Here is a 13631-nt window from a genome sequence, read left to right on the forward strand (position 1 = left end):
GGGCATTCGGTGCTGCCCTCCGTGGATCAGCGCTTCAGCGCTTGGCGCTGGGGAGCTGTACTCGCTTTTGCCTTGTTCGCGCCAGTCTCACTACCTGCTGGCGGAGCTGATCGACGCCTGCCCGACGTGCGACGCCGCAACGCCGGTGAGCCTCTGCTCAGTACCGGTTGCCAGGCTCTTCAGGCCGCGCCGGATCTACAGGCTCCAGCCCTCGCCGAGGTTCATCCCGATCAACCCCTCCGGGTGATGCGCAGCTGGCGCGATCAGGCCGGAGACCAGTGGCTGCAGGTGGAAGCAGGCGAGCAGCGCGGCTGGCTCGCTGTTGCCTGACTGATGCGCGACGCCGTTCTGGTGGCGATCGGCGCCGTGCCCGGCGCCTGGCTGCGTTTCCGCCTGGTGAACCACTTCGAGCCCATGGTGCCCCGCAAGCACTGGGCCACCTTTGGCGTGAATGTCACGGCTTGCTTCGCGCTCGGTTTGATTGCGGCCCTGGCGGGACGCTGCGGACCCGATCAACAGATCGGCTTGCTGCTTGCGACAGGCTTCCTCGGCAGCCTCAGCACGTTTTCCACCTTCGCGGCTGAGCTGTTGCAGTCGTGGCTGGTTGGCCAACGCCGGCAGGCGCTTTGGTTGATGGGCGGCTCGGTGGCGGCAGGCCTGTTGGCTGTGGCAGCCGGGATGGTGATCGGTGGCTGATCAGCTTGAAGCCCGGCGCCTGAGCTTTGAGCTCAGAGAGCTCTTACTGGTCGGCCTCGGCGCTGTTCCTGGCGCCTGGTTGCGCTGGCAGAGCGGTGTTCAGCTTGGGCCGCATCTGGGTGGCAGTGCCGGCGCCGATCTGCTGGTGAATCTGGTGGGTGCGTTCATCCTCGGCTTTCTGGCCGGTCCGATTCCCCGCCGCACGAGCCTGGTGCTGTTGCTCGGGATCGGCTTCTGTGGCTGCCTCACCACCTTCAGCAGCTGGATGTTGGATGTGGCCAAGCTGATTCAGGCGGGAAAGCCCGCCTGGGGCCTGGTGTTGATCGCCGTCAGCCTGGTGCTCGGGATTGCCTGCGCTGCGGCTGGCTTGGCGTTGAGCCGATCGGTGTTCCGATCTCGGCTCGACTGATCAGCTGGAGAGCCTTTTGATCCTGCTTTGGCATCCGTGCAGGTTCAAGCAACTGTCCAGAATTCCGTGCGGTCTGTACGAGATTCTGGACAGTTGCTGCTGCAATGGTCCCGGTCCTTGGGCCAAGGCAGTTTCAGATCAGGCCGCCAGTGCTGCTTCGATCGCGCTCTTCAGCTCGGCCGACTCGGGCTCCACGCCGCTCTTGAAGCGAGCGATCACGGTGCCGTCCTTACCCACCAGGAACTTCTCGAAGTTCCAGGCCACAGGGCCGGCGGGCTCGCTTTGAACCAGCGTGTCGAAGGGAGCGGCGCTGATCGCCACCTTGGCGTAGATGGGGAAGTTCACGCCGTATGTAGTGGAGCAGAACTGTTGGATTTCTTCCACGCTGCCGGGCTCCTGGGCGCCAAAGTCGTTGCAGGGGAAGGCCAGCACCGAGAAGCCCTGACTGCCGTACGAGTCCTGCAGGGCCTGCAGACCGGCGTACTGGCGGGTGAAGCCGCAGCGGCTGGCCACGTTCACAATCAGGCGCACCTGGCCATCGAGGGCACCAAGCTTCTGGTGCACTCCGGCGGCGGTGCTCACCACCACATCGCTCACGTTGATCGCCATCGGATCTGCCCGCCCGAGCGGGTGTTCGAGAAGGCCGGACCTTAGCGACATCAGCCCATAAACTCGGGTGGCCGCAGCACCGGAGCGATGAGCGAGGCGTCTGCAGCCGCCAGTGTTACGCCCACCAACGGAGCGGTGCTGGCTGAGGTGCTCACCCAACAGCTCAAGGCGCTCCTCGAGGCCGGGAATTACGACGGCGTGAAGCTTCTGCTGCAGCCCGTGCAGGAGGTGGACATCGCCGAGGCGATCGGCGGGTTGCCGCGCACCTTGCAGGCGCTCGCCTTCCGCCTGCTTCCTAAAAATGAAGCGATCGAGGTCTACGAATACCTCGAGCCCAGCGTGCAGCAGTCGCTGCTCGAGCGCTTGCGCTCCAGTGAGGTGCTGGAGCTGGTGGAGGAGATGTCACCCGATGACCGGGTGGATCTGTTTGATGAACTGCCGGCCAAGGTCGTGCGCCGGCTGCTGGCGGAACTGAGCCCGGCGGAGCGGCGCGTGACCGCCCAGCTGCTCGGCTACGAGCCGGAAACCGCCGGCCGGTTGATGACCACGGAGTTCATCGACCTCAAGGAATTCCACAGCGTCGCCCAGGCGCTCACGATCGTGCGTCGCCGCGCCCGCGACACCGAAACGATCTACGCCCTCTACGTCACAGATGGCTCGCGCCATCTCACCGGCATCCTCTCGTTGCGGGATCTGGTGGTGGCCGACCCGGAGGAGCGGGTGGGCGATGTGATGACCCGCGAGGTGGTGAGCGTGGGTACGGACACCGACCAAGAAGAAGTGGCGCGCGTGATCCAGCGCTACGACTTCCTCGCCGTGCCGGTGGTGGACCGCGAGCAGCGGCTGGTGGGGATCGTCACTGTGGATGACGTGATCGACGTGATCCAGCAGGAGGCCACCCGAGACCTCTACGCCGCTGGTGCCGTGCAGGCCGGCGATGAAGACGACTATTTCCAGAGCAACCTGTTCAGCGTGGCCCGACGACGGGTGCTGTGGTTGTTGGTGCTGCTCCTGGCCAACAGCGGCACCGCCGCGGTGATCGCCTCGATGGATGGGGTGCTCAAGCAGGTGGTGGTGCTGGCGGCCTTTATCCCCCTGCTGATCGGCACTGGCGGCAATGTGGGCGCTCAGAGCTCCACGGTTGTGATCCGCGGCCTCAGCACCCAGCGGATCCAGAGCCTGGGGCCAGCGAAGGCGATCGGGCGGGAAGCGATCGCCGGGGCACTGCTGGGGCTGTTGATGATGCTGGTGGTGGTGCCTTGGTCGGGCTATGTGAGCGGCGGCAACTGGCTGGTGGCCAGTGCGGCCGGCATCAGCCTGGTGGCGATCACCACGCTGGCAGCCACCGCCGGCGCCGCCCTTCCGCTGCTGTTCAACCGCCTGGGCTTAGATCCAGCGCTGATGTCGGCACCGTTCATCGCCACCGCCACGGACGTCGCCGGCGTGTTCATCTACCTGCAGACCGCAAGCTGGCTGCTGAGCCGAAGCGGGAGCTGAGGCCATGCCAAGGGTTTCGCGAGCTTCCTGAGAGACACTTCACACTTCTTCAGGGTAGGCTTTACATGAGTTCACACGGTTGGTCGTGGTCGTTGCTGTCGATGCCTCGGGGCTAAGCACCGATCTGGTGCGCTCCTACCTCCGCGATATCGGCCGGGTGCCGCTGCTCTCCCATGAGCAGGAGATCACTCTGGGCCGCCAGGTTCAGGAACTGGTGGCCCTCGAGGAGCTGGAGCAGGAGTTGGAAATGCGCGCCGGTGGCGCTAAACCCGATCACGAGCAGCTTGCCCAAGCCGCTCAGCTCACCCCCCAGCAGCTCAAGAAGCGCCTGCGCAGCGGCCAGCGGGCCAAGGAGCGGATGGTGGCCGCCAACCTGCGGCTGGTGGTGAGCGTGGCGAAGAAATACACCAAGCGGAACATGGAACTCCTGGATCTGATCCAGGAGGGAACCATCGGCCTGGTGCGTGGTGTGGAGAAGTTCGACCCCACCCGCGGCTACAAGTTCTCCACCTATGCCTACTGGTGGATCCGCCAGGGCATCACACGGGCGATTGCGGAGAAAAGCCGCACGATCCGCCTGCCGATCCACATCACCGAAACCCTCAACAAGCTCAAGAAAGGCCAGCGCGAACTGAGCCAGGAGCTGGGCCGCACCCCCACGGTGACGGAGCTCGCGGAGTTCGTGGAACTGCCGGAGGAGGAGGTGAAGGATCTGCTCTGCCGCGCTCGCCAGCCGGTGAGCCTGGAAACGAAGGTGGGCGACGGCGATGACACCGAATTGCTGGATCTCCTAGCGGCCGACGGCAGCCAGCCGGAGGAGCTGGTGGATGGCGAGTGCCTGCGCAGCGACATGCGCGATCTGCTTGATCAGCTGCCGGAGCTACAAGGCCGGGTTTTGAAGATGCGTTATGGAATCCCTTGCCCAGACGTACCGGACCCAGATGAGCCGATGAGTCTTACGGGTATTGGGCGAGTGCTGGGAATGAGTCGAGATCGAGTTCGTAACCTTGAACGTGATGGATTAGCAGGATTGAAGCGACTCAGCGAAAACGTGAAAGCTTACGTTGCAGCATAGCGAGCATTACAAAAGCTAAGAAGTGGACCGAAATAAAGGCTTCGATCTCAAGCGAGCGGAATATATGTGCACCCAGACCCCAAGGTAGTTAAAAGCAAAGTCGATACGGAGTTTCAATAAAAGCGTATCATGGCTGCTTAGGGCGCATCTCTCATGCGCACACAGCAGGAATGCATCCGTGCGGGTCTGCATCAGACAAAGCACAGGAGGTCGAATAGGAAATGACAAGGAGGTCCTGACTCAGAAGCACGCCATCTAATCATCAGCATCAATGCAAGAATGAAGAAGATGCACCAAATAAGGCGCAGAAAAATGACTCGGTGACTAATAACTCAGAGTAGGTCGATCGATGGCCGAGGCATGAATATCACGCCAACCGAGACCTTGCAACGCAAGGACCTTGAGCAATGTTGCTTTATCCATCCACTCTCCGTAAATGTCATTGCCAAAGGGGCCTGCTGAATGATGAGGAAATGAGTAAGCGACCATTTGCTGCCGAACTGGGGATGGAATAATAACGTGCTTATAGACAGTACTAACTGAACGACCATCGACAAGTTTAAAAGATTGATAGCCCAGTTTCTCGGATAGCAAAGCAAATACACCGAGCTTATGAGACTCTGCCGAGATATAAGGTGGCTTCACTGCAGATTCATGGAATGACTCAAGGACAGCTTCATCAGCCCCCTCAACATCAATCTTTGCATAGAAGGGCGAGCCGTATTGCTCAACGAGGCGGTGAATATTGGTCGCGCGGACTTCGATTTTGGCGAAGTCGGAATCAGGGAAAGCTGTCTTCGAAAGAGAGCTTAGCACATGGTATTTGTTATGGATAAAGAAATCAACACAGCCTTCGGATCCATTAATGAGTGCAGCATTCTCGACAATCAGCCTCCCGCTTGAGATCTGGTCCGAGAAGCGTGTCGCGATTGCATCGCACAAGGCAGGATTAGCCTCAACGGCAACAACACGTTCTGCCTTAAGAAGGTAGTAAGGAATGTCATCACCATTATTACTGCCGATATCAAAGATAACTCTCGAAGAGGAGTGAAGCAGGCTCACGCCAGGCAAAGCAACATGAATATATTATGGTATTTACCGTGCCCAACTGGCGAGCCCTGCGCGTAGAATGCGAGAGAACCCGCTAATGATCGATTGAGATTAGTTCTGGAAATCCTCCAAGAAGCTGTCGTTTAGAGAAGGACGTGTACGCCTATGCTAGAGTAATGAATATGCATTGACATCGCATGCAGCGAGAATTACTTCGAGCAAGCACGGGCGTAAAGATTCAATCCGGGGATAAGGTCTTTGTTCGCTACGAAGGGAGACTGACCAACGGTGATTTATTTGACGGCAACTTTAATTTCAGCACTCTTGAGCCGGTAGAGGGCCGTGATTTCTTCTCATTTGTTCTGGGGGCAGGACAAGTGATCCAAGGCTGGGAAAAAGGTCTTGAAGGAGCAGCGCTTGGTCAAGTGATCAAACTGGAGATCCCCCCCGAGCTCGCCTATGGAAGCACGGAGAGGCCTGGAATACCAGCCAATTCCACTCTGGTTTTTACAGTGGAAGTGGTTGGCTATAGCGACGGGAACGCCAGTCCAGCCGTCGCATATGGCCTGGAAGACTTAGGGATTAGTCTTTCCAAATATGGTTTAAACAAGAAGATTACTAAACGCATTTCAGCAGCCAAAATTGGCCTCGATACCAACGAGACCATAATCGGCACTCCCGGGAAAGATCTTCTTACTGGACTTGGTGGGTCAAATGTTATTGCCGGAGGCCTATCTGGCGACGTACTAATATCAACCAAAGGCGCAGATATTTTCAGCTATGAAACAATTCAGGATTCGCTGCCCAGCAAAAAGAGCCGCGATATTATTGCGGGTTTCAGCAAGAACGATCGAATTGATTTAACAGAGGTTGGCGAGGATATCGAGTTTACGTATATTAGAAATCAAAAACTAACTGGTAAAGCAGGAGAAATTCAGTATAGCAAAGGGATTGTGAATATTGATCTTGACGGCAATAAGAAGAGCGACATACAGATTGAACTAGTAGGCAGTCCTCGGATTGGATTCTCGGCATTTATCATCTGAAGACTTAATGATGACAGCAAGTTCTGTGAAAAGAAATACAGTATGGGACAAATACAGAAGCATTGGCTTCCATTCTCGAATACAAGACAGACGGATATTTAGATGGGTCATTGGAGCGCCGGGGGTGCATAGTTGCAAGTGACGCTGAATTTATTTTAGACAAATGGATAAGATATGATTTTCTTCTCTATTTCTCGCCTTATTGATAAAGGTGGTCCTCCTCGAGTGCAGAAGATGTGAGACGAGGGCTGGCCAGGGGATGAAAAAACAAAAAAAAGCTGCCGGAAGGCAGCTTTGTGAACCTAGTTGCGTTCCAGGTTTACGGACGGATACTAGCGAAGAAGCTGGCGTCTGTCACGTCTACCTCGTTGAACTCCTCACAAATGGATGGCCCCAGCCAACCATCACACTATAGCCCATAGCGATGTGGACGCTCAGGCCAGTGGCACAAACTGTGCGCGCAAAGGGGCAGGGGCATGAAATTCCTTATGTATGGAGAAATGTAATCTAACAAGGACTCGGCATGATCATGCGTAGTCTGGAGTTATTGGTATTCGATCAACAGATTTGAAGTAGAACTGAATTGATTCAGCATAGCATTTAGACAACTATGCAGTAGAGCTGGCATGGTAGAGTTGCAAAAGCAGGCTGGGCAACATGAAAATCTTATTCATACATCAGAATTTCCCCGGGCAATATCTACATATAGCTAGGGAACTTGCAAAACAAGGTAATCATCAGCTTGTTTCTTTATCGATTGAAAAGCCTGAATACCAAATAGACGGCGTTATTCAGGTCCGCTATGGAATTACGAGAGGCAATCAAAAGGGTCTCCATCCTTGGCTTACTGACTTAGAAACGAAAGTAATAAGAGGAGAATGCTGCGCAAGGGCCGCTCATACTCTTAAAGAAAAGGGGTTTACGCCTAATATTATTTGCGGACACCCTGGATGGGGAGAGATGCTTTTCCTAAAGGAGGTATGGCCAGAAGTACCGGTCCTTTGTTACCAAGAGTTTTACTACCATGCCTATGGGTTTGACTTTGACTTTGATAGTGAACTTCAAATGAAGCCTACATGGGAAGACACTTCAAAAGTCAGAATGAAAACGGCTAATCAGTTGATTAATGCAGAAGTGGCAACTTGGTCGGTCACCCCTACAAGATTCCAAAAGAGTACCTTCCCTAGACATATTCGCAAAAAGATGAGTGTGATTCATGACGGCATTGATACAGATGTTGCGAAACCAATAGCCGCAGGGGAACAAGTCTCATTAAGACTACCTAACAATAATATCCTCACAGAAAAAGATCAGATTGTTAGCTTCGTCAATCGTAGACTTGAACCATATCGGGGGTGTCACACAATGATAAGAGCGATTCCTCATATTCAGCAGAAATGTCCAAATGCCAAGATCCTTCTGGTAGGACGTCAAGAGGGTGTTTCATATGGTAGCCCATGCAAAGATGGAGAGTGGAAAGACGTATTTTTAGATGAGATAAAGGGTGAATATAATGAAGACAACGTCATATTCACAGGTGCCCTTGCCTATGAAGACTATATGTCATTGATGAAAATTACAAAGGCGCATGTTTACCTGACTTACCCATTCGTACTAAGTTGGAGCATGCTCGAAGCGATGAGTTGCGGCGCTCCAGTAATTGGTTCAAATACGCCTCCAGTGACAGAAGTAATAGAGGACGGACTCAATGGCCTAATCACTGACTTCTTTGACAGCATGGGGCTTTCTGAAAAGGTGGAGAAGTTATTGAATAATCCAGAGCTATCTGCTCAGCTAGGAAGCAACGCTAGAGCAACGATTCTAGAGCAATATAGCTTAACTAGATGTCTGCCTCGACAACTAGGGCTTATTTCGCTGGTTGCCGCAGGAGGGATAGAATAGACAGTAAAGATGGAGAAGAGCATCAAAACCTGGACGTGATTAGCAATGAGAAGATTGAGCTTACTAAGAACCTGAGGCTAAAGTGCATTCAGGCCTTTGGTTGATCGGCAAGTTCTAGAGTATGATGAAGTAGCTTCTCATTAGCGTGTTTAAACCTTGTCCTTACGATCCCCTGTGGCGTGCTGCAGAACCCAATCGATGGAAAAGACGCATTAATCGGCATATCGCCAACTGTCATCCTTGGGGTGCGGCAGCCAGAGCGCTAAGCAAGGGTAATGAGCGTCTAGCGGAAATACTTTTGAACAGATGGACTAGAGAGGGGATATCGCTAAGGCAGCTTGATGAATTGATGGCCGCGGAAACACATTGGTTCTGCGAGCTATACAAGAAGCTAAACATAATAGATGATCAAACCGAAATACCAACAGAAATCCGCATCCTGAGCCTTGGACTCAACCTTAATGATTGGCAGCTGCATGCTTGGTTACACCAGCTTGGGCTAAGAAATGAAACAATCGTTGCTGAGCATGATACCAACGATAATGATGCCAAGCGCTGGCCTGTCCTTGTAGTGCAGTTTGAAGCCATCGCTCCATGTAGCCAGGGTCAGGATCAGATCTATCAGCTTTTGGAACTAGCTCATGCGCTTAGGGTCTACGACGTCGATGAGAAAAGGGTTGAGCTGCTCAGGAGGCTAGGAGTCAACGCACAGTTGCTGTCTCTTCAACACGGACTAGGCAGCCATAACGGCTGGCTGGCAGATCAAGAGACTGATGCAGCAGCAAGCATGGGATTGGCAAAGCCAAGCCATCTAGCAGCGGTAGGCCAGGTGATTTGTCTTGGCCGGAGCCAAGAGCTTCGATGGGTCAATTTAGTGAAACCACCTTTGTTGGCAATTCCAGGTTTTGACGAAATCGTCACGGAGACCTGGCAACAAGCAAGATTCTTAGCCGCTTGGATAGCGGGCTTGTTAACTAGTGACATCAGAGTTGTCAGGCTGAATCCTACCGACCACGAAATACGCAAGGCAGGATTTAAGTGCCTCATGCAGGCTTTTGGAGGTCAGGTTCACGGATTTATCGACCCAATTCATCCTGAGGAACTCATCAGAGAAATCCATTGGCGAGAACAAGGATGCAAGCCGGCTAGACTACCTGCTACACCCACTCCAGCTGTCAGAATACTTAGCGAATATCAGCAGAACGCACTTGAAGCCGATGCAACGGTTTGCATTAGTCTGTACAATTACAGTCAAACCGTCATACATGCTCTTGAAACTGTTAGAGATCAGGAGGATGTAGCCTTAGATGTGATCGTCGTTGATGACGGCTCAACTGATGGCGGAGAAGAGCTTGTTCGTGATTGGATAGCAAAACATCAACGGGCCTTCAACAGAGCAACATTGCTTCAACATCATGAGAATGGGGGACTTGCTGCAGCTAGAAATACAGCATTTAGTTGGGCAACAACAGAGTGGTGCTTTGTCCTAGATGCCGACAATACGCTGTATCCTAAAGCGATTGTTCAATGCCTATCTTTAGCCGACTCAAGTCTTGAGAAATTAGCCGTCGTTCATCCATTAATCGAAGTCATAAGAGATAATAGTTGCAATAGTGAGGCAAGTCTCTTATCACATCACAGCTGGCAACGAAGATTGTTCGAAAAAGCAAACCACGTTGATGCGATGGCTTTAGTTCGAAGATCGGCATGGGAAGATGTAGGTGGATATCAGCACCTTCCTCATGGCTGGGAAGACTATGACTTTTGGTGCAGCTTGATATCCAAAGATTATTTTGGAGTCATCTGTCCTCAAATCCTTGCAACCTACTCAGAACATTCAGACTCAATGCTGCGAAGTCAGACGAATCGCTTCGTTCGGGAGACAAGCCGTATGCTCAAACAAAGACATCCATGGCTTGCATTGTCAACAGCTAGCGGCTCTGCAGAAGGAGGACTGGGCTGATGTTGGATTTACCACATAGATCAAAACGACTAATGAAGCAGATTAGGAGTAAGTCATTCAAATGGATTTACCCCAGATGGCCAGGTGTTCATAATGCAGTTTTCTTCAGTCTAAGGCGGAGATTAATTAGAGCAAAGAGTCTTATTTATCGAAATGCCTGGCAATGGATGCCCGGAATATTTGATTTGTCAAATCCGGAAACAGATCCATGGAATCCTCTCGTTAGCATTATTGTTCCATGCTTTAATCATGCCGAGTTCTTGCGGGAACGCTTAGACTCAATTATCAATCAGACATATCAGAATATCGAGGTTATTCTCCTTGATGATGGCTCAACTGACGGAAGCAAGGAGATTCTTACCGACTTCCATCGCCGCCACTCAGACAAGACGCGGTTAATCATCAACGAAGCGAATACGGGTGCACCATTTAGCCAGTGGTCGAAAGGTATCGATGAATCTCACGGCGAGTTAATATGGATAGCAGAATCAGATGACTATTGTGAACTTAACTTTCTCGAGAGTCTGGTTCCGTGCTTCCAGAATCGTGGCGTGATGATTGGCATTGGGAGAAGTAGCTTTATATCATATGATGGGAAACAAGAAGTATGGTCGCTTGAGCAGTATTTGCCAAGTCTTGGATCAAGATTCTGGACGATGCCGTTTACTGAAACTACGCAGCGGCTGGTTTCGAGAATTTGGTGCAACCATAATATTATCCCGAATGCAAGTGGATGCATATTTAGAAGACCCGCTAATAAAAGCATCAGAAAAGAGACATGGTGGCAGTCATTGAAAGTCTGTGGTGACTGGCTCTTTTATCTCGATTTAGCGCGTGGAGGCATGGTCGCATACACACCACTGGCAATTAACTATTATCGGCAGCATCGGTCTAATAGCTCAATAGCTCTGCACGGCAAACCTCAATACTTTGATGAGCACTTAATCGTTGCACAATGGATTGTCTCGCAGTTTGCATTGCAGCCTGCTTGCATCAATTCAATTCAGCATGAACTCAAGAAACGATGGCTACAAAGCTCAGCGAGCAAAATGCCGATCAATACAAAAGCTGATGTTGACCAACTCGCCACAATAGAGGGTCCGTTTAACATATTGGTCGTTACATACGCGCTAGTAGCAGGGGGAGGAGAAATATTTCCCATTAGGCTAGCCAATGGGCTAAAAGACAGGGGCTATACTGTTGCTATTCTGAATTGCAATCAGAGAACAACTCAGACTGATGTTCTAGACATGATTAACCCAGGAATACCGGTTCTTACACTGGGAAGGCTACAGGATCTTGGTCAGATCATTGCTCACTTCTCAATCAATATTGCTCATACCCATCATGCTTGGGTGGATACAACAATAGCAGAACTGATAGGCGACTTTAAGGATGTAGCTCAAGTGATAACGTCGCATGGCATGTATGACTACATGGACGAGCACGAACTCAAACGCATTGGCAAACTGCTCGAAAATTCAGTTCGTGTTGCAACATATGTCTCTCATACCAATCATGCCGCTCTTAACAAGGCAGGATTTAGTGAAGAAAGCTTGATGCACATTGGAAATTCTACTAGGATTGAAGATGTTCAAGCATTTGAGCGTTCTGCGTTAGGGATTAGTCAGACCAGTGTAGTTGTTAGTCTCGTTAGCCGAGCAATTAAAGAGAAAGGGTGGGAAGAAGCCATTAAAGCTATCTGTATACTGCATGATCAGTTTTCGTATGAGATTGATTTGCTTTTAGTGGGTGATGGGCCAATGCACACTTTTCTGTCTGAGCGGTATAGACACTTACCATTTATTCACTTCGTGGGTTTTTGTCCCGATGCATGTAGCATTTTTGCAGGATCTGATATAGGCCTACTTCCAAGCTTTTTTCAGGGTGAAAGCCAACCCCTTACACTGATTGAATCGTTACTCGTTGGAACACCGTATGTGGCATCCGATCTCGGTGATATCGCGAAGATGCTTGCCTCAGATTACGGCTTGGCTGGCGGGCTAATCCCGATTCGCACAGGTTATTGCCACCCAGAAGATATTGCTGAATCAATCCAAAGTGTTATCGATAGCAAGACAAGCCTTGAAGAGTACAGGTTGCGTGCTCGTGCCGCAGCCCAGAAGTTTTCTTGGGAGCATATGATGGACCAGTATATATGTGCCTACAAACAAGCTTTACAAAAACAATCCAGTCGAAAAGATCGCATTAGGCCATGATCAACTCTAGTTCTATGCTTCTTAAAGGCTATTTTCTCGAATCTGTGATCTACAATGAAGACGGCCTCAATCCCTCCTGTGTCAATCCTTTTTTGTTTAGGTTCGCAGTATAAAATGAAAAGCTTTCTCCATGTCACAGTTAAAATTTTCGCTCTGGTACCGAGGCTAGAATGAGCAGAATAGCAATTTGTATTCCGCATTATTTTAAACCTTCAGACAATAAGAAGGGGTATGGGTCAACGCGTCAAACGGCGCGCATCACCAGACTTCTCAGCTTTGGCAGGTGCCTCGGCTCACTCATTAACCTACAGCGCACTCGAAAAAACTGTTTATTTAACATGAATGAACAGGCCATTGAGCATTATGCAATAGCTGATAGGAAGATACTTCCTGATGACATTCAGATCGAAATTACTATTTGCACCAATGGAGTCGATGTTATCGATGAAATACTAGAAGAATTTAGCGATTTTGTCACAATCAAGACGTTTGAACTAGACGATCCTAAGATCCTTCCAATCACTACACGTGATTGGCTACTACGAAACAGCAAGGACAATGACAATTATGATCTATATGCCTACCTAGAAGATGACTTAGTCATCACTGATGCTGAGTTTTTTGATAAGCAGGCTTGGTTTCTAGGCCATACGAAAGGTAGATTTTGCTTAATGCCCCATCGATATGAACCGATTTTTCGACGTAATGTCGGGAGGCTACTCATTGATGGACCTCTGAGACCTGCGTTGATTCGAAAGTTTTACGAGCCAAAACAGAATTCTGGAAGGGGAGTTTATCGCGGAGAAACAAATATAAGTTTTGATATCCCCGAGAATCCTCATTCAGGACTTTTTGTTGTTAGTAGATCACAAAAAGAGATTCTATCTAAGCAGGAGCTTCCAATAGATGGTTTCATCAGCCCTCTCGAAACAGCTGCAACACTTACTGTTGTAAAATACTTTTCCATTTTTAAGCCATCTATTGATTGCAGTAATTTTCTAATGATTGAACATGCTCATCCTTCCTTTACCTCTTTTATGAACCAGTGGAAGCACCAACCTTTAGACGGCTATCCATTATCGATGTTGATCGACAATGGATAGAGAATAAACCGAATGACTGGCATCAAGAGAGAATTAGACTTATATATCCGATCTCAAAACAG

Annotated in this window: 12 protein-coding genes; 10 read left to right on the forward strand and 2 right to left on the reverse strand. The window is 50.9% G+C overall.

Going from position 1 to position 13631, the window contains the following annotated elements:
* Positions 1-9: 9 nt before the first annotated feature.
* Genes KUL97_RS10640 through KUL97_RS10650 form a run of 3 tightly spaced genes read left to right on the forward strand, consistent with a single transcriptional unit; the run spans position 10 to position 1105 of the window.
* Positions 10-330: an SH3 domain-containing protein gene (locus tag KUL97_RS10640; RefSeq protein WP_368656144.1), complete on the forward strand. Its 321-nt coding sequence runs from the start codon at positions 10-12 to the stop codon at positions 328-330.
* A gap of 3 nt (positions 331-333) precedes the next feature.
* Positions 334-696, forward strand: coding sequence for a CrcB family protein (locus KUL97_RS10645; RefSeq protein ID WP_217796957.1), 363 nt, complete (start codon positions 334-336; stop codon positions 694-696).
* A complete protein-coding gene (locus KUL97_RS10650; RefSeq protein WP_217796958.1) occupies positions 689-1105 on the forward strand; it encodes a CrcB family protein in 417 nt (138 codons plus the stop codon). The genes KUL97_RS10645 and KUL97_RS10650 overlap by 8 nt, the downstream gene beginning before the upstream one ends.
* A gap of 138 nt (positions 1106-1243) precedes the next feature.
* Here the strand turns inward: KUL97_RS10650 and KUL97_RS10655 are convergent, their stop codons facing one another.
* Positions 1244-1714, reverse strand: a complete 471-nt coding sequence (locus KUL97_RS10655; RefSeq protein WP_217796959.1) for a glutathione peroxidase — start codon at positions 1712-1714, stop codon at positions 1244-1246.
* An 87-nt stretch (positions 1715-1801) separates the two neighbouring features.
* On the opposite strand from KUL97_RS10655, the gene mgtE reads away from it, so the two are divergent.
* Both mgtE and KUL97_RS10665 read left to right on the forward strand, forming a co-directional pair.
* Positions 1802-3211, forward strand: a complete 1410-nt coding sequence (gene mgtE / locus KUL97_RS10660; RefSeq protein ID WP_217796960.1) for a magnesium transporter — start codon at positions 1802-1804, stop codon at positions 3209-3211.
* Positions 3212-3296: 85 nt separating this feature from the next.
* Positions 3297-4286: an RpoD/SigA family RNA polymerase sigma factor gene (locus KUL97_RS10665; protein ID WP_217796961.1), complete on the forward strand. Its 990-nt coding sequence runs from the start codon at positions 3297-3299 to the stop codon at positions 4284-4286.
* Between the two features lie 324 nt (positions 4287-4610).
* Here the strand turns inward: KUL97_RS10665 and KUL97_RS10670 are convergent, their stop codons facing one another.
* The gene (locus KUL97_RS10670) at positions 4611-5348 is read right to left on the reverse strand and encodes an FkbM family methyltransferase (protein ID WP_217796962.1); all 738 of its coding nucleotides are present in this window, start codon (positions 5346-5348) and stop codon (positions 4611-4613) included.
* 185 nt (positions 5349-5533) lie between these two features.
* On the opposite strand from KUL97_RS10670, the gene KUL97_RS10675 reads away from it, so the two are divergent.
* The 5 genes from KUL97_RS10675 to KUL97_RS10695 all read left to right on the forward strand — a co-directional run bounded on the left by KUL97_RS10675 (position 5534) and on the right by KUL97_RS10695 (position 13569).
* Positions 5534-6382 carry an FKBP-type peptidyl-prolyl cis-trans isomerase gene (locus KUL97_RS10675; protein ID WP_217796963.1) on the forward strand — a complete coding sequence of 283 codons (849 nt, stop codon included), beginning with the start codon at positions 5534-5536 and terminating at the stop codon, positions 6380-6382.
* A 657-nt stretch (positions 6383-7039) separates the two neighbouring features.
* Complete coding sequence (locus tag KUL97_RS10680; RefSeq protein WP_217796964.1) at positions 7040-8284, forward strand: glycosyltransferase; 1245 nt, start codon at positions 7040-7042, stop codon at positions 8282-8284.
* Between the two features lie 349 nt (positions 8285-8633).
* Positions 8634-10247, forward strand: a complete 1614-nt coding sequence (locus KUL97_RS10685; protein ID WP_217796965.1) for a glycosyltransferase family 2 protein — start codon at positions 8634-8636, stop codon at positions 10245-10247.
* Between the two features lie 167 nt (positions 10248-10414).
* Complete coding sequence (locus KUL97_RS10690) at positions 10415-12466, forward strand: glycosyltransferase (protein ID WP_217796966.1); 2052 nt, start codon at positions 10415-10417, stop codon at positions 12464-12466.
* A 338-nt stretch (positions 12467-12804) separates the two neighbouring features.
* Complete coding sequence (locus tag KUL97_RS10695; RefSeq protein ID WP_217796967.1) at positions 12805-13569, forward strand: hypothetical protein; 765 nt, start codon at positions 12805-12807, stop codon at positions 13567-13569.
* Positions 13570-13631 lie beyond the last annotated feature (62 nt).

It is taken from the genome of Synechococcus sp. HK05 (genome assembly GCF_019104765.1).
Taxonomy (GTDB): Bacteria; Cyanobacteriota; Cyanobacteriia; order PCC-6307; family Cyanobiaceae; genus Vulcanococcus.

Excerpts from the sequence above, each read along its gene's own strand:
- KUL97_RS10675 (WP_217796963.1), top strand. The coding sequence starts at position 5,534 with ATGCAGCGAGAATTACTTCGAGCAAGCACGGGCGTAAAGATTCAATCC.
- KUL97_RS10655 (WP_217796959.1), bottom strand. The coding sequence starts at position 1,714 with ATGGCGATCAACGTGAGCGATGTGGTGGTGAGCACCGCCGCCGGAGTG.
- KUL97_RS10645 (WP_217796957.1), top strand. The coding sequence starts at position 334 with ATGCGCGACGCCGTTCTGGTGGCGATCGGCGCCGTGCCCGGCGCCTGG.
- KUL97_RS10680 (WP_217796964.1), top strand. The coding sequence starts at position 7,040 with ATGAAAATCTTATTCATACATCAGAATTTCCCCGGGCAATATCTACAT.
- mgtE (WP_217796960.1), top strand. The coding sequence starts at position 1,802 with ATGAGCGAGGCGTCTGCAGCCGCCAGTGTTACGCCCACCAACGGAGCG.
- KUL97_RS10695 (WP_217796967.1), top strand. The coding sequence starts at position 12,805 with ATGAATGAACAGGCCATTGAGCATTATGCAATAGCTGATAGGAAGATA.
- KUL97_RS10685 (WP_217796965.1), top strand. The coding sequence starts at position 8,634 with ATGGCCGCGGAAACACATTGGTTCTGCGAGCTATACAAGAAGCTAAAC.
- KUL97_RS10690 (WP_217796966.1), top strand. The coding sequence starts at position 10,415 with ATGCCCGGAATATTTGATTTGTCAAATCCGGAAACAGATCCATGGAAT.